Genomic DNA, 16,999 nt, shown 5'->3' on the forward strand with positions numbered 1-16,999 from the left:
ATAGAGTCAACAGACAAAATAAAATAAATTTTTTTAAATTATTTATTGACTCTATTGTAAATATAGGTTTTATACTTTGATTATAGATATTTTAAGAAAATTTTGTTTTTATTGAAGACATTTTTATTTTTTTTTAAAACAAAAATATAATTTTTTAGGAGGATTACATATGTTTAAGGAATTTGATGAATCTTTATCTTTTGAAACTAATATTCTGGAAGCTGGTGCATATTTTAGACTGTCTACTTCAAACCCTGAAGCCCTTCCAATACATCTCTCTACTGCACATAATGTTGAAGATCTAGCTGATCTGCAAAAAAGATATGATGAAAAAGGATTTTGCTACAACAGAAATAGAAATCCAAATAGAACAGCTCTTATTGAACTAATGAACTATGTTGAAGGAGGAGAAGATTCTCTTGGCTGTTCTTCAGGAATGGCTGCTATTTCTTCTACTGTAATAGCTCACACTAAAGCAGGAGATCATATCTTATCTGATAAAACTCTTTATGGTGAAACTTTAGAAATATTTACAAAAATATTAAAAAAATATGGTGTTGAAACTACATTTGTAGATTTTACAGATTTAGAAGAAGTAAAAGCTAATATAAAGCCAACAACTGTTATACTCTACACTGAAACTGTTTCAAATCCATTAATTGGAGTTCCAAATCTAAAAATATTAGCTGATATTGCCCATTCAAATAATGCTCTATTAGTTGTAGACAATACATTTATGACAGGAGCTTTAATAAAACCTTTAAAATTTGGAGCAGATCTTGTTGTAAATTCTCTTACTAAATTTGCAAATGGACATAGCGATGCTGTATGTGGAGCTGTTACTGGTAAATCTGAACTTATAAAAAAAATATATGAATTGCAAGTTCTCCTTGGAACTCAAGCAGATCCTTTCTCAAGCTGGCTTATAATGCGTGGAATGAGAACTCTTGAATTAAGAATAAAAAAACAATGTGAAAATGCTTCTGCTCTTGCAGCCGCTCTTGAAAAATCACCTTATATTCTTAAAGTAAATCATCCAAGTCTTGAGAGTAATCCTCAACATCTTTTAGCTCATGAACAATTTGGAGATTACTATGGAGGTATGTTGAGTATTGAACTTCCTGAAGATTTAGAAAAAATGAATAAATTTATGAGAACTTTAAAACTTGCTCATTATGCTATGACACTTGGAGGATATAGATCATCGCTTGCTTATCCTGTTATGAGTTCTCATAGTGATATGACTAGAGAGGAAAGACTTGCTATTGGAATTACTGATGGTCTGCTAAGAATATCAGTAGGAATAGAAAATACACAAGATTTAATTAATGATTTTACAAATGCTCTTGAAACAGCTTATGGAAATAAATAATTAAAAGTTTTATACGCGTATATTATTATTTTACTAGCTCTGCAGGCTATATAAATTTAACTGGATATCCACTCAAACTTTGAAATATAAAAATACTTTATCATTTTTGGTTAAAGTTTATGAGGAGGAAAGTAGGTATGTTTGCAAGTATTTTAAATGAAATAAATGATTTTTTATGGGGAAAACCATTTACTTATTTTGTACTATTTATAGGTCTTTATTTTACTATTAGATCTGGATTTTTTTCAATCTTTCATTTTAAACATATATTGAAAAATACTTTTGGAAGTATGTTTAGTGAAGAAGCCAACCAGAAGAAAAAAGGTTCTGTTACTCCTTTTGAAGCTGTTTGTGTTGCAATTGGTGGCTGTGTAGGATGTGGTAATATTGGCGGAGTTGCCAGTGCTGTTGCTGTTGGAGGACCTGGTGCTGTTTTCTGGATGTGGGTATGGGCATTCTTTGGAATGACTGTAAAATGTGTTGAAACTACTCTAGGTTGTCATTATCGTTCAAAAGATGAGACTGGAAGATTCTTTGGTGGTTCTACTTATTTTATGGAAAAAGGGATTTCTAGACAAATGGGATTTACTAAATTTGGTATAGGTTTGGCTGTTGCATTTGGAATTGGATTTCTTGCTCAATTTTTAGGAGGCTCTCAAGCTTATACTATAGCAGAAGTTTTAAATCAATCATTTGGATTTGATATGATAATAGTGACTATTGTTTATTCTCTTATTCTTTTCTATGTTATTTGGAAAGGAACTCCAAGAGTTGCTGCATTTGCTGCAAAAGCAGTTCCATTTATGTGTAGTATATTTATCTTAGGTGGTCTTGTTCTTGTTATAGCAAACTATCAAAATGTTCCTCATGCTTTTGCTATGATTTTTCATGATGCTTTTACTGGTACAGCAGCTGTTGGAGGTTTTATTGGTTCAACTGTTTCTCAAGTAATTTCAACTGGAGTTGCTCGTTCTATTAATTCAAATGAGGCTGGACAAGGATCTTCTCCTTTGATTCATGGTTCTGCAAATACTATTCACCCTTTCCGTCAAGGTATATGGGGATCATTTGAAGTATTTATAGATACTCTTGTTGTTTGCTCTATAACTGCTCTTGCTGTTCTTTGTTCAGGTGTATGGAATGATGGTTATACTGGTGCCACTCTTACGATTAAGGCTTACGAAAGTGTATTTGGACATTTTGGTTCTATATATATCGGAATTATGTGTGCTCTATTTGGTCTTACTACAACAGCTGGTTGGTATACATATTATATTGCTGTTATGAGACATGGTTTGAGATACAATCCTCTATTAGGAGATAGATTAGAGTTACTATTTAAATTTATATTTCCTTTACCAAATATTATAATTGTATCTTCTATTGTTTTAACAGGTAATGGTCCTGATTTATTCTGGACAATAGTTAATATCAGTCTTGTTGCTCCAGTATTTACTAATCTTTTAGGACTATTTATGCTTAGAGAAAAATTCTTTGCACTTCTTAAAGATTATAAAGCCCGTTACATGGGTATTGGTAAAGTAGATCCAAATTTTTATATTTTTTATGAAGATGATCCTGTTATAGCTGAAGAAGAAGAAATTATCAGAAAGAAAATTAAAGCAGTTAGGGACGCTGCATATCAATCTAAAAATATGGTTTTAGATGAATAAAATATTTAATAAAAATATAAAATAAAAAACCTAAAAAATAAAGTGACTGTTGCAAATAATTCTTACTTATAAATGCAGCAGTCACTTCTTTCAATGGTTTAACAAATTATTATTCATCAATTTCATCAAATACTGATTTTCCTGTTTCATTCTTTTTAAAGAATAGATAGTATATTACTACACCAATTACAGAATTTTTAGGATCTTCATATAGAGTAGCTATCAATACAACAAGTGATAAAACTATTGTTATTATTGGTAAGAATGGATATCCTATTACTTTATATGGTCTTGGAAGATTAGGATATTTTTTTCTCAAAACAAATACTGATGAAACTCCCATTGTATAGAATATCCAAGCACAAAATGCAACAAGAGCTGTTAGCTGCTCAAAAGTACCAAATAAAATTAATAAACTTGAAATTATTGCTGTTGCAATCTGAGCATTGATAGGTGTTCCTGTTTTAGGGTTAATTTTAGCAAATACTGAAAAGAATCTCTTATCTCTAGCCATTGCATAATATTCTCTGGGATAAGCCAGTATACATCCATTACATGAACCAAATATTGCTAAAAGAGCTCCTATTGTTACAAGAAGTCCTCCTGATTTTCCAATTAAATTTGTAGCTGCCAGTGCTGCTGGTGCATCATTAGATGCAATATCTACAACAGGAAGTGTCTTCAAAAGAGCAAGATTAAATAGTATGTATATTAAAGTTACTCCTATAACTCCTATTGTTACTGCTTTTGGAAGATCTTTCTTAGGATTTTTCAATTCTTCTGATACTATATATACAGAACTCCATCCATCAAATGCCCAAAGAGCAGCAACTATTGAAAGAGCAAAAGCTGTGACTATACTTTTTCCCTCGCCTGGTACCATTGTCATAGGATTATTAACATCTCCCATTGCAAGTCCGAGAATTATTATTAATACAATAGGTACAAGCTTAGCCACCATAAAAATTCCCTGCACATTTCCACCCTTTTTTATTCCCAACATATTAATTCCTGAAAGCACAAGTATCATAACAATTGCCATTATTTTTATTTGGATATCTGTAAGTCCAACTATAGTACTGAAATATGTAGCAAATCCCACTGCCAAAGCACTAATTGATCCTGATTGTGATATAAAGAAATCTGTAAGTCCCATTGCAAAACCAGCTGCTGGACTGAATGCTTCTGATATATATGTGTATGTTCCTCCTGATTTAGGAATAGACGTTCCAAGTTCAGCATAACATAAAGCGGCCATTAAAGACATTAATCCTGCTATTAACCACGCTAAAATAGCAAATCCTGGTGACATTCCTGATCTTTGTAGAACGAATGTACTTACATAAAATATTCCTGACCCTATCATTATTCCCCCAACTATTGAAACCGCATGAAACAACCCTAGTTCTTTTTTTAATCCTTTTTCTTCCATAACAATTCCTCCCCTATTCTGCTTTCTATTGTACTTATAATTTTTTCTACTTCCCTACTTTTTTTATAAGTTCCTGTTATTACTAACTTTTCATTTTTCACATTTTGAAAAAGATAATAAAAAAGCTTTCTGCTCTTTTCATCTAATTCAATAAAATTTCTAAAAACAGCTATTATATTCTTTTTCTCTGCTGCTTTCTCCAAAAATTTTCTTATTACATAAAAAAGTTTTATTTCACTGCTTTCTTCTTTCATCTTTTGGGAATTGCTCAATTCTGGAAATAACATTGCCAGTTCTTCCTTTGAATTTTTATAGTGATACTCCTTTATAAAAACAATTTTCTCTAGAAGATTATATATTCCTTCCCCTTCTAACATCTGAAAAATATGATTTCCAGTATGCAAGAATATATATTCATCTTTTTGTTTTTTCAAAAATGTTTTAATAGTCTCTATTTCCTCTTCAAAAATATAGTTATTAAAAAATTTTATTTCTTTGGCTAAAGATTTTTTTGGCAGAATTTCTTGAAAAATTTGTTCTCTATTTTTTATATTGACAATTTTTTCATAAATTTCTTTCAATTTCTGTGAAGGGCTTATATTTAATTCCTTTCTCAAAATTTCTGCACAGATATTATACTGTTGAACAGCTTTATGCCTTTCATTATTTTTCAAATAAAGTTCCATCAGTTTCAAATGAGTTTCCTCTGTGAGATTATTTATTTTTAAAAGTTTTTTTAATAAATTTTCTCCTTTTTCTATCTCTCCCTGTTTTTCATATATCTCTGCAGCCATATATATCCCATCTTGAAGAAGCCTTGATATATGTTCTCTTTCAAACATTATCCATTCATCAAGAACAGCACTTCCTTTTATAAAAAATCCTTCAAAAAATCCCTGTTCATATAAATCAGAAGCTTCTTTCAGAAGAGCTGCATCTGAATTTTTTATTCCATTATCTATATTTTTATAAAACTCTTTTACATCAACCCAAAGTTCAAATTCTTCATTTATGAAACACTTTCCTTTTTCTGAAATAATCATAGGACTTAATACTCCATTTTTTTCTAATACTTTTTTTATATTAAAAAGTACCTGTCTAAGATTTGAACTTGATTTTTCTGCTGAAGATTCAGGCCAGAAAATTTCTGCTAGAATATTTTTAAAAAATTTTTTTTTACTGTTCATACACAAATAAAAAATAAGACCTGCTCCTTTACTGCTTATCTCCTGAAATATTTCCCTACCATTTATCTCTATTCTTGGAGTACTTAAAAGATATATAGTTATTTTTGTTTTATCCATATACTAGTTCACCATATTTTATAGTTTTTAATATCTTTACATCTTTTATCTGCTCTTTTTTTATAGTAAAAATATCTCTGTCTAAAACGACTAAATCTGCATCAAATCCCCTTTCTATTTTTCCTTTCCTCTTCTCTTCAAAATTGGCATAAGCAGCATTTACAGTGTATATCTTAATAGCCTCATCTATATTTATTCTATTTTCCTCTTCAGTATGATTTATAGCACTATAAATTCCATAAATAGGTGAAAGAGGTGTTATATTACTTTCTGATCCCCCTACTACAACTCCCCCAAATTTGATAATTTTTCCAATTGGATTAGCCCTTTTATATCTTTCACCTATATTTTTGATATATTTTCCATTTTTTCCTCCCCACTTGTTATCATAACCTGGCTGCATAGAAAAAATTAACCCTAACTGTACTGCCCTTTTTATCTGTTCATCATTTGGAAGAACAAAATGTTCCAACCTATGTCTATGATTTTTTCTTCCATAAATTTTAATCGCATTTTCATAAGCCTCTAAAGCTTGATCTATTGCTCTTTCTCCTATACAGGAAAGAGCTATTTGCATATTTTTTTTATGTGCATCTAATACAAATCTATTTAATTCTTCTTGAGTAAAATAGAGAATACCATAATTTCCCAACTCATTTTCATAAGGTTCATAGAGAGCTGCTGTCTTAGAAGAAATAGTTCCATCCAAATAAAAATTTCCTCCTATTTTTTCCAAGCCAAATTCTACAGCTTTCTCTATATCTGTATTTTGAGCATATATAGATAAATCTATCTTGTTTTTTTTCTCATATCTTTGTACTATGTCTATATCTTCATCATCAAAAAAAGCTCCCCCCTCCATAGCATTCATAGTGGTAACTCCATTTCTCAATGCCTCTTCCACTGTCATTTTCATAGCTTGCTCTTTCATTTTATAATTTATAAAAAGTTTCTGGATTTTTTTTCTGGCAAAACCACTGGCCTCACCAAAAAGATATCCTGTTGGCATTCCTTTCTCATCTTTCTCTACTCCATTAAGAGTAGATGGAATCGCCAGTAAATTATAGGCATAAGTATTAACAATAGTAGAGTGTATCTCATCCTTACTTACAACAATAGGATGTAGAGAAGAAATCTTATCTAAATCCCAACGATTTAATCTTTCTTTCTCTTCCCAATTAAATCCTATACACCATATGAGCTGATTCCTTTTATATTCCTTCACAGTTTTTTGTAGCCTTTTTAAAAATTCCTCTCTTTTTTTTGTTTCAATTTTTATACAGTAATGCCCAATTCCATTTTGTACAGCATGAACATTACAGTCATAAAATCCTGGAAGAACTGTTTTCCCTTCTAAATTTATAATATTTACCCCAAAGCCTAGTTTATCATCTAGTAAATTACTCTTTGAAACCTCTATAATCTTTCCATCTTTAATTCCTATTAATGAATAAATATCCCCTCTTTCATTCATTGATACAAATCTTCCATTATAAATTATAGTATCTGGCAACATACCATCTTTATTCTGCCTCAAAAACAATTTTTCCTCCTATGATAGTTTTTAGTATTTTTACATCTTTAATATGATCAGGTTCTGTTTCATATAAATCTTCATCTAAAATAACTATATCTGCATATTTTCCAACCTCTATACTTCCTTTTTTATTTTCTTCAAATGTTGCATAAGCTGGTCCTGTTGTAAAAGCTCTAATCCCCTGTTCTATACTTATTTTCTGTTCTGGATTATAGCCCCCTTCTGGAAGATGGCTATATGTTTTTCTTGTCACTGCGGCATATATTCCATGAAGAGGATTATATTCTTCCACAGGACTATCTGAACCAGCAGCTACTACGCAACCTAAATCATAAAACTTTTTAAAGTTATATGATTTATTTCCTCTTTTTTCTCCTACTCTGTCTTCCAGCATATCAATATCTGAAGATAAAAATATAAATTCCAGTCCTCCTATAATATTATATTTTGCAAAGTCTTCTATTATACCTTCAGTTGTTATCTGACAATGATCTATTCCAAAACGAAGATCTTTTCCTTTATTTTTTTCTAATATTTCTATATATATATCTAAAATAGTTCTCATTGCTCTGTCACCAATTGCATCTGATACTAATTGAAAATCATTTTCAAAAGCATAATTATGAAGCTCTCTCAATTCATTACTTGTAAGGTACATCTCTCCTACATTATTTTTTCTATCTTCAGGGTTATCTGAATAAGGTTCTCTCAATGCTGCTGTTCTTCCCCCCAATGAACCATCTATTATAGTTTTAAAAGGTCCTATTTTAAAATATGGGCTTCCATCTCCACTTTTTAATCCTAGTGTAATAAAATCTTTTATCTCTTCTAACGTAGCCAGATGTAACATAAGATTTACACGAATTGGAAGTTTATTTTCTCTGTCTAATTTAAAATAAACTTTTAATATATCTCTAAATGTTCCTGCTCTCAAAAGTTCAAAATCATCTGTCTGAACAGAGGTAATTCCTGAACTTACATATCTGTTTGAAGCTTTTAAAATAGCTCTTTCTATTTGTTCAGCTGTTAATTTAGGAATTATTTTATATACTATTTCTGTAGCTAGTCCAGTAAGAATTCCTGTAGCATTTCCATTATAATCTGTTTCAATAGTCCCACCTTCTATCTGAACAGGATGTTTGTATATACCAGCCAATTTTAATACTTTTGTATTTACTACAGAAATTTGAGCACAAGTTCGAGTTAGTACAATATAAAATTCTTTAAATTCTTCATCAAAATCCACTGCTAAAGGCATTTTTTTATCTAGGAATAAATTATTATCCCATCCTCTTCCCTCTATCCATTGACCTTTCTCAATTTTATTTTCAGCTATATATTTTCTTATCCTTGATTTCATTTCGCTTATACTTTTACAACTATTAAGGTCCACCATCTCCAAACTATATCCATAGCTTAAAAGATGCATATGACTGTCATTAAAACCTGGAAGTATCATTTTTCCTTGAGCATCTACCAATTTTGTTTTTGAAGTTTTTTCTCTTAAAATATCTTCATTACTTCCAATAGAATAAATCAATCCATCTTTTATACTTACAGCAGCAAATCTAGAATTATTGTTGTCCATAGTATAGCCTTTGCCATTAAAAATTATCATATCCATATAACATTCCTCCCCCTTTTTTTATTATTTTCCATTTACTAATACTTTTTCAATATTTATTCTATCTATATTTTTTGCTCTATATATATCCTCATTAAGTACAACTATATCAGCATAATATTCTTCTTTTATTTTTCCCATTATATTTTCCATTCCTATTGAATAAGCAGAACCTGTGGTATATAATTCCAATGCTTCTTTCAAAGTAAGCTTTTCAAAGGGTCTCCATCCTCCAAAAGGTTTACCATCTGCTGTAGTTCGTTCAACAGCTGCTCTTATTCCATGAAGTGGTGCAAAATCTTCCACTGGACTATCAGAGCTTCCAGATAAAGAGATCCCATTTTTTAATAATACTTTCCATGCATAAATATTATCTCTATATTTTTTATCAATTCTTTTTTCTGCTAGTTCGTAATCTGATACTGTAAACATTGGCTGAATATCTACAATAATTTCTAATTCCTTTATTTTTTTTATTTGTCCATAACTGGGAAGTTGGCAGTGTACAATTCTTGGTCTTAAATTTATATTATTATATTTTTCTTTTATCTTTTCTATAATATTTAAAATTTGATCTATTGCTCTGTCGCCAATAGCATGGCAAGCTATTTGTATTTTCTGTGAATAACAGTAATCACATATTTTATAAAGTTCTTCATCACTGAAGTTTAATATCCCAATTTTATCAGGAGCATCAGCATAAGTATGATTCAAAGCTGCTGTCCATCCTCCAAGTGAACCATCTAATAAAACCTTTACAGTTTTTATAGTGAAATATTCATTTTCTTTAAGTTCTTCTCTTTTTTTCATAAGAAGTTGCAAAGTTGAAAACTCACTTATTTGTAACTGTTCAAATATTCTTATTGAAAGCTTTCCTTTGTTATAAAGATTTTGAAAAGCCTGTAATATATTTAATCTGTCTATATCTCTTGAAAAAAAATTCATATCATCTGTCTGTATTGTTGTAAGCCCTTTTACTATTATCAACTTCAAAGTTTTATCTATTATATTTTCAAGTTCTTCAATAGTATAGGAAAATCTCTTTCCCCAAAATTCATTAATTTTCTCTTCATATATTAGCCCATTAGGTTTACTATCTTTATCTTTCCCTATATTTTTATTTTCCAACTGTATTTTTTCATCATTTAGACAAAGCTCCAAGACTTTACTATTAACACTAGCTATATGAATACAGATCCTTTTCAAAAAAATATAATGTTCTGTAGATATTTTATCCAAATCATTTCGATCTGGCATTCTTTTCTCTTTCAACTTCTCATGATTCCAATTAAATCCTAATACCCAACTTCCAGCAGGGATATTATTTTTTTCAATATGTTCTTTTGTGAACTTTATTATATCATCAATTGATCCTGCATTTTTAAGATCTACCGCCTCTATAAGATTTATTCCTGTATTCAACATATGCATATGACTATCATGAAACCCAGGCAATAGACATTTTCCCTCCATATCAATAATTTTTGTTCCTTCTGGTACTTCATTAACATTTATATCTATTTTTTTTATTTTTCCATTTTCTATATAGATATTTTCAGCTTGTGGTTTTTCATCATCCATTGTATAAATTACTGCATTTTTCAGGAATAATTTTTCCATATTCATTTCCCCTCTGTCTTTTTTTTATTATTATACAAGAATCTTGTAATTTATTTGTTTTTTTTCTGTTATTAATTTGTCAATATTTATTTTTTTTATAAAAAGAACTTGTAATAAATATTTTTTATCAATAAAAACATTTCTAGAATTTTACTGTTTTTTTAATTTCTAGAAACTTTAATTTATTTGTAACTGTAACAACTTTCAGTATATTTAAAAAGTCAATATATTAACAATAAAAAAATACCACAGATTTCTCTGTGGTATTGATAACCAAGTTTTGGTAAATCCAACCAATTATCTTTTTGAGAATTGAGGACTTCTTCTTGCTTTTTTCTTTCCGTATTTCTTTCTTTCTACCATTCTTGAGTCTCTAGTTAGGAATCCAGCTTCTCTTAAAGCTGCTTTTAAAGTTTCATCAGAAAGTAGTAAAGCTCTTGCTACACCATGTCTAATAGCTCCAGCTTGTCCAGAGTTTCCTCCTCCAACTACATTAACTCTTACTTCAAATTTATCTAAAGTTTCAGTTAATACCAATGGTTGCTCTACTATTCTAGAAAGAATTTGTCTTCCTCCAAAATATTCAGCCATTGATTTTCCATTTATTTCAATTCCTTTTCCTCCAGGAATTAGTCTTACTCTTGCTACAGAAGTTTTTCTTCTACCAGTTCCTCTATATTGAATCATTTCAGCCACTGTCATTTACCCCCTATTAAAATTCTACCTTTACTGGTTTTTGTGCTGTATGTGCATGTTCTGCACCTGCAAACACTCTTAATCTTGTTAGTTGTTCTCTTCCTAATTTATTTTTTGGAAGCATTCTTTTAACAGCTAGCATTAATAGTTCTTCTGGTTTTTTATCTAAGATTTCTCCTAGTTTTCTTTCTCTTAATCCACCTGGGAATCCAGAGTGATTGTAATATGTCTTATCAGTTAACTTATTTCCAGTAACCATTATTTTAGCTACATTAGTAACCACTACAAAATCTCCTCCATCAATATGTGGAGTGAAAGTTAATTTTTCTTTACCCATTAATTTTTTAGCAACTTCAACTGCTAATCTACCTAATATTTGTCCTTCTGCGTCGTAATGATGCCATTCTCTAACAACATCTTCTTTTCTTTGCATAAAAGTATACTTTTTCACTTTAATTTTTCCTCCTCAAATGTTATATCTTCATAATATAACGCAACGGTCCTTTTGTGGGAAAGGTTTAATATACCTAACTATTATATTCATTTTCCCTTATTATGTCAAGCTTTTTCTTTATTTTTCCTCAGTTTTTTCAACATTTTCTTCTTCTTTTTTTTCTGGATCAGTTTCAGGCTGTTTAGGAATAGGATTTCCAAACATCCATTCAATTTGTCTTCTTATTCCTGTAAGATCAAATATTCTATCTCCAACAGTTATTCTATCATTTTCTGGTATAGCAATATGCCCTTCTTCTAATGGAATATTTTTATCAAGACTTATTTGAATTTTTACAGGCTCTGCATCTTCAACTGGCTTAAATTCTGTCTTAACAGTTTTTATTACTCCTTCAGCTGCTAATATATGAGCTATCTCTTCATCAGAAAATCTTCTTTGAGGTGGATAATCAGCTATAAATAAGTCTGCTGTCTGAATAAATTTCACTTTATCCTCTGCTATTTTTTCAAATATATCTATTGTATATTTTCCTCTTTCAGTTATCAAGAATTTTTCTAAATCAAGTATCTTTTTCCCTACTCCAAATGGATCTAAATATACCCCAAATTCTCCTTTTGTAATTAGTGTATCATCAGGTGCATTTAATCTTACTTCAAACATTGTTGGTCTTTCTAAATCAGAAAAAGTCAAAACCACTGACAAATTTGCCATTGGAAATGGAAATATAGGTTGAATTAAGTTATCAAAAGCACCAAATATATCAACCATTCCTGATACTTGTGGATTTACCTGTGCTTTGTATGCTGTTACAATACTTTTCAATTTCGCCATTACTCTTACCCCTTTTTTTGTTTTTTATTTTACACTTAGCTTTAATATACCATATTTTTATTTATTTTGTAAATAGTTACAACCATATTTTAAAATATTACTGAAATAAAAAATGAGAATAACCATTAAGCTAAACTATATCATTAAAATTTAGTCCTGCTTTTTGATTACTCTCATTCAATTTTATTTTTTATTTTTCTTTAGCTGCATTTTCTCCAGCTATTCTACCAAATACAGTTATATCTGTTAAAGCATTTCCTCCAAGTCTATTAGTACCATGAATTCCACCAGTAACTTCTCCAGCTGCATACAATCCAGGAATTGGATTCCCTTTAGTATTTATTACCTGAGCTTTCTCATTGATTTCTACTCCACCCATAGTATGGTGTACAGTAGGAATACGTGGTCCTGCATAGTAAGGTGCTTTATCAAATTTTATACCAAAAAGTTTTCTTCCAAATGGATCTTTTTTAGCATCTACACTTTTATTATAGTCTGCAATAGTCTTTTTAAGAGTATCAGCAGGAACTCCTATTTTTTCAGCAAGTTCATCTAGTGTATCTGCTTTTACAGCTCTTCCAGCTTTTATTAAATCTCCAATAGGTTCATTAAAGTTATTTTTAGTTTCTAATGTAGGATAAACTTTTGAATCTACTATTACCCACATATATGCATCTTTTTGCTTGAAAAGAGCATTTGTCATAACATCTCTTCTCTCATCTTCTGCCACAAAACGTCTTCCATCTTTATTTACAAATATTCTATCTTCAACAGTAGTTTCAATATTTCCACTTAAACTTCCAGTTACAGGATCTCCCATAGGCAGAAGCTGAATATCTTCCATTCCTATCAATTTAGCTCCTATTTTTTCAGCCATTTTTATCCCTGCTCCATCTCCACCTGGATGATTAGTAGTAAGAATATTTTCTGTTAAATTAGAATTGAATTTCTGTCTATACTCAACATCTCCTGCAAATCCACCAGTAGCAAGAATTACAGCTTTTTTAGCATTGAATACAATTTTATTTTTTGCATCTTCAGCTTTTACTCCAGCTACTTTTCCATCTTTCACAATAAAATCTTTTGCTTCTGTTTCATAGAAAATCATTATTCCATTTTTTTCAGCAAAATCTTTGTGTGCAAGAATCATTCCAGTTCCTACTGGTGTAGTTGGCTTATGACTTCTTGGATAAAGAGCACCCAATACTGTAAATACTTCATCTTTGAAAGTCATTCCTAAACTTTCTAACCACTCTAATGCTGGATAAGCATTTTCAACAAGTATTCTTATCAGTTTTGGATTTCCTTTCTTATCTCCACCTTCATATGTATGTTGATAATGAAGTTCTATTGAATCTTCTATTCCTTGAGGTACCTGTCTTTTAGGGTCAACAGCATTATATGCTCCCCCTGCTAATACAGTATTTCCTCCTAATCTAGGCATTTTTTCTATAAGAATAACACTTGCTCCATTTTGTTTGGCTGAAGTAGCAGCTGCAAGACCTGCGCCTCCACCTCCAATAACTACAACATCTGCAATATATTCTTTATTTCCTTTTTTTATCTCTGGAGCTGGAACTCTTTTTCTAAGCTCTCTTACATCTCCTCCTGCTTCTTTAACTGCATTAGTTATTGCAGTGAGAACCCCTCTGCTGCTCACTGTTGCTCCTGCTACTGTATCTATACCAAGACTTTGTTTTTCAAGTACCATTGCTGGTATTCTTTCAATTGCTAAACTTGATATAAATGGTGTTTCTTTATTAGGAAGAACTTTTATATTTTCTATCCTTTCTTTTGATACAGTTACTTCTACCTCTATTTTTCCTCCATAACCAACAGCTTCACCTTTATAGCTTCCTGGCTCATAAGAAAATGAAAAGGCAGAAAGAAACATCATAAATGTAACTAATAAAATACTTCTTATCTTTCCCATATTCCCTCCTGATATTTTAATATACTCTTCTAATATTATATTAGGTTTAAAATATTTGGTCAAGGATTATTATTGCCCCTCTTTCATTATTTGGAAATGTAAAATTCAAATGTTGTTCCTTTTCCTTCCTCTGAAATAACAGCTATCTTTCCACCATATTTCTCTATAAGGCTTTTTACAATTGCAAGTCCTAATCCTGTTCCACCAAGATTACTTGTTCTTGCTCTATCCACTCTATAAAATCTTTCAAAAACTTTGTACTGTTCATCAGCTGGTATACCTATTCCATTATCTGAAACTGAAAAATTATATCTTTCCTGTTCCTCTGTTATTTTTACTTTTATCTCAGGCCTTTCTGATTTATTATATATAATTCCATTTTCAATAAGATTTTTCAATATCATTGTTATTTTATCAAAATCAACCCTGATATAATTATTTTCATCTGATACTTCTATTTGATACTTAATTGAAGCATTTTTATTTTTAAGGAGCATTTCCATAGTTGATTGAATATTACTTTTTATTTTTTCAATACTTACTTGTGTTACATTTAGTATATTAGAATTTTCTATTTTTGATATATTCAAAAAATCCAGAACTATATTTTCCAGTTTTTCCACATTATTTTTTATTACATTTAAAAACTTTTCTCTCATAGGATCAGGAGCATCTTCAAGAGCTATCAAATACCCTTTTATATTAGTGAGAGGTGTTTTCAACTCATGACTTACATTACTGATAAAATTCTTCTGTACTTCAACCGCTTTTCTTGTGCTTGTGATATCTTTTATAGTAATAAGCACCTGATTGCTGAATTCCAGCTGTTTCAATGTAACAATAAAATATCTTTTTAATCCCTGTACATAGATTTCTTCCTTTACATTTGTTTTTTCATTGACACCTTTTTTTATTATATCAATTATTTCTATGTATTTAATACATTCCAAATACTTTTCTCTAGTTGAATCTACAAGATAACTAAGTACATTATTTTTTACAACAAACTTTCCTTCATTGTTTAGTAATCCGATAAAAATATCAACTGATGATACTACTAAAGAAAGTGTTTTTCTTTCTCTCTCGAGCCTTTCAATATTTTTCAGATTTCTTCCCTGCCATTCTTTTAAAATATCCCAAAATTCAAAAAACCATTTTTCCTCTTTAAGATAATTTATTTTCTCCTTTTCTCCAACTTCAAGAAATCTTTTCATTTTTTTAATTTTATTATAGAAATCTCTTTTGATATAGTTTTTATAGAAAAAATGAATAGCAAAATTCAGGGCAAGAAAAAACATTATCTGAACTAATAAAAATTCTCTTATCTGCCTGATTTCCTTTGAGTAATCACTAGAAGTTCTTATTATATATTTTTCTCCAAAATCATTTGTAAAACTTGTTGTATAATAAGCAAGCTGATATCCAAAAGTTTTGCTTTTTCTGATAGCAAATCCTTCTTCTCCATTGATAGCTTCCTGTACTTCTTCTCTCTTTAAATGATTATCCATATGTTCTTCTCTATCTACATTTTTAGAATCAAATACAACGTTGCCATTATAATCTATCAATGTAAATCTAAGATCGCTTTCTGAAAATACATCTTTGTATTTATCATGTCTATAATCTTCTGCCAGCCTCTTGATTAAAATATTATCCTGTTTCAAATTCTGTTTTACCCTTTGTTGATAAAGATTTGAAAGAATAGTTGAATTAAGGCTGATAAATATCCCTTCTATAATCAATATCATTATCAAAGTGATTATTTCTTTTCTTCTAATTTGTATCCCACTCCTTTCACAGTCTTTATACATCCAGATAATTCAGGAATCTTATCCCTCAGCTTTGATATGTACACATCTACAGTTCTGTCTCCTGTGTAATAGTTACTATTCCAAACCTTGTCTAATATTCTCTCTCTTGTAATAACCAAATCCCTGTTTTTAATAAGCAGAAGCAATAAATCATACTCTTTTTTTGAAAGCTCTACCTCTTCTCCATTGGCTGTTACCATATGTCTGCTTTCATCAACTTCTATATCCTTAAATCTATATTTCTCATTTTTAATCTCTCTGTCTGTTATTTTAAGAAATTTTTTTATTCTTAAAACAAGTTCTCTAGGATCAAAAGGTTTTTTCATATAGTCATCTGCTCCTATTTCCAGTCCATCTAATACATCTTCTATCTCTGTTTTAGCAGTGAGCATTATTATTACTGGCTCTCCATATTCAGAAGATATATCTCTTACTATCTTTGTAAAGTTCTTTCCATCTAAATTTGGCAGCATCAAATCCAGAATAACTAAATCATTTTTATTTTCTTTTAAAAGTTTTAATCCCTCTAATCCATCAGAGGCTCTATCTACTTCATATCCTTCTTTTGTTAAAAAATATGTTATCAATTCCTGTATCTCTTTGTCGTCTTCTACAACCAGAATTCTCATCTGAGTCCCCCTGTTTTATTTTTTATTTCTCTATTTAATTATATCATAAAAAAGCCCACTTAAAAATCTCCTTTAAGTGAGCT

Annotated in this window: 13 protein-coding genes; 2 read left to right on the plus strand and 11 right to left on the minus strand. The window is 30.0% G+C overall.

The window, feature by feature from the left end; genetic code table 11:
- Positions 1 to 169: 169 nt before the first annotated feature.
- Complete coding sequence (locus E0E45_RS11415) at positions 170 to 1,372, plus strand: trans-sulfuration enzyme family protein (protein WP_130891287.1); 1,203 nt, start codon at positions 170 to 172, stop codon at positions 1,370 to 1,372.
- Between the two features lie 137 nt (positions 1,373 to 1,509).
- On the plus strand, positions 1,510 to 3,045 hold the full coding sequence (locus tag E0E45_RS11420) for an alanine/glycine:cation symporter family protein (RefSeq protein ID WP_147391521.1): 1,536 nt from the start codon (positions 1,510 to 1,512) through the stop codon (positions 3,043 to 3,045).
- A gap of 109 nt (positions 3,046 to 3,154) precedes the next feature.
- On the opposite strand, the gene E0E45_RS11425 is transcribed toward E0E45_RS11420, so the two are convergent.
- The 11 genes from E0E45_RS11425 to E0E45_RS11475 all read right to left on the minus strand — a co-directional run bounded on the left by E0E45_RS11425 (position 3,155) and on the right by E0E45_RS11475 (position 16,916).
- Complete coding sequence (locus E0E45_RS11425; RefSeq protein WP_130891289.1) at positions 3,155 to 4,477, minus strand: APC family permease; 1,323 nt, start codon at positions 4,475 to 4,477, stop codon at positions 3,155 to 3,157.
- Entirely contained in the window at positions 4,459 to 5,781 is a 1,323-nt protein-coding gene (locus tag E0E45_RS11430; protein ID WP_130891290.1) for a bacterial transcriptional activator domain-containing protein, read from the minus strand. Before E0E45_RS11430 ends, E0E45_RS11425 begins: the two co-directional genes overlap by 19 nt.
- Positions 5,774 to 7,324: an amidohydrolase gene (locus E0E45_RS11435; protein WP_130891291.1), complete on the minus strand. Its 1,551-nt coding sequence runs from the start codon at positions 7,322 to 7,324 to the stop codon at positions 5,774 to 5,776. The genes E0E45_RS11430 and E0E45_RS11435 overlap by 8 nt, the downstream gene beginning before the upstream one ends.
- Complete coding sequence (locus E0E45_RS11440; protein ID WP_130891292.1) at positions 7,305 to 8,942, minus strand: amidohydrolase; 1,638 nt, start codon at positions 8,940 to 8,942, stop codon at positions 7,305 to 7,307. Before E0E45_RS11440 ends, E0E45_RS11435 begins: the two co-directional genes overlap by 20 nt.
- Positions 8,943 to 8,966: 24 nt before the next feature.
- Positions 8,967 to 10,562: an amidohydrolase gene (locus E0E45_RS11445; RefSeq protein ID WP_172604187.1), complete on the minus strand. Its 1,596-nt coding sequence runs from the start codon at positions 10,560 to 10,562 to the stop codon at positions 8,967 to 8,969.
- 297 nt (positions 10,563 to 10,859) lie between these two features.
- Positions 10,860 to 11,249, minus strand: coding sequence for a 30S ribosomal protein S9 (rpsI, locus tag E0E45_RS11450; RefSeq protein ID WP_218926284.1), 390 nt, complete (start codon positions 11,247 to 11,249; stop codon positions 10,860 to 10,862).
- Positions 11,250 to 11,274: 25 nt separating this feature from the next.
- Positions 11,275 to 11,709: a 50S ribosomal protein L13 gene (rplM, locus tag E0E45_RS11455; protein ID WP_130891294.1), complete on the minus strand. Its 435-nt coding sequence runs from the start codon at positions 11,707 to 11,709 to the stop codon at positions 11,275 to 11,277.
- A gap of 120 nt (positions 11,710 to 11,829) precedes the next feature.
- Positions 11,830 to 12,543, minus strand: coding sequence for a hypothetical protein (locus E0E45_RS11460; protein WP_130891295.1), 714 nt, complete (start codon positions 12,541 to 12,543; stop codon positions 11,830 to 11,832).
- 190 nt (positions 12,544 to 12,733) lie between these two features.
- A complete protein-coding gene (locus tag E0E45_RS11465) occupies positions 12,734 to 14,476 on the minus strand; it encodes a flavocytochrome c (RefSeq protein ID WP_130891296.1) in 1,743 nt (580 codons plus the stop codon).
- A gap of 86 nt (positions 14,477 to 14,562) precedes the next feature.
- Positions 14,563 to 16,224 carry a sensor histidine kinase gene (locus E0E45_RS11470; protein ID WP_232044110.1) on the minus strand — a complete coding sequence of 554 codons (1,662 nt, stop codon included), beginning with the start codon at positions 16,222 to 16,224 and terminating at the stop codon, positions 14,563 to 14,565.
- Positions 16,225 to 16,235: 11 nt separating this feature from the next.
- Positions 16,236 to 16,916, minus strand: coding sequence for a response regulator transcription factor (locus E0E45_RS11475; RefSeq protein WP_130891298.1), 681 nt, complete (start codon positions 16,914 to 16,916; stop codon positions 16,236 to 16,238).
- Between the last annotated feature and the right edge of the window lie 83 nt (positions 16,917 to 16,999).

It is taken from the genome of Fusobacterium ulcerans ATCC 49185 (assembly GCF_900683735.1).
Lineage (GTDB): Bacteria > Fusobacteriota > Fusobacteriia > Fusobacteriales > Fusobacteriaceae > Fusobacterium_A > Fusobacterium_A ulcerans_A.

Coding starts and splice junctions, on each gene's coding strand:
- E0E45_RS11415 (WP_130891287.1), top strand. CDS start 170: ATGTTTAAGGAATTTGATGAATCTTTATCTTTTGAAACTAATATTCTG.
- E0E45_RS11420 (WP_147391521.1), top strand. CDS start 1,510: ATGTTTGCAAGTATTTTAAATGAAATAAATGATTTTTTATGGGGAAAA.
- E0E45_RS11425 (WP_130891289.1), bottom strand. CDS start 4,477: ATGGAAGAAAAAGGATTAAAAAAAGAACTAGGGTTGTTTCATGCGGTT.
- E0E45_RS11430 (WP_130891290.1), bottom strand. CDS start 5,781: ATGGATAAAACAAAAATAACTATATATCTTTTAAGTACTCCAAGAATA.
- E0E45_RS11440 (WP_130891292.1), bottom strand. CDS start 8,942: ATGGATATGATAATTTTTAATGGCAAAGGCTATACTATGGACAACAAT.
- E0E45_RS11445 (WP_172604187.1), bottom strand. CDS start 10,562: ATGGAAAAATTATTCCTGAAAAATGCAGTAATTTATACAATGGATGAT.
- rpsI (WP_218926284.1), bottom strand. CDS start 11,249: ATGATTCAATATAGAGGAACTGGTAGAAGAAAAACTTCTGTAGCAAGA.
- E0E45_RS11460 (WP_130891295.1), bottom strand. CDS start 12,543: ATGGCGAAATTGAAAAGTATTGTAACAGCATACAAAGCACAGGTAAAT.
- E0E45_RS11465 (WP_130891296.1), bottom strand. CDS start 14,476: ATGGGAAAGATAAGAAGTATTTTATTAGTTACATTTATGATGTTTCTT.
- E0E45_RS11470 (WP_232044110.1), bottom strand. CDS start 16,224: ATGATATTGATTATAGAAGGGATATTTATCAGCCTTAATTCAACTATT.
- E0E45_RS11475 (WP_130891298.1), bottom strand. CDS start 16,916: ATGAGAATTCTGGTTGTAGAAGACGACAAAGAGATACAGGAATTGATA.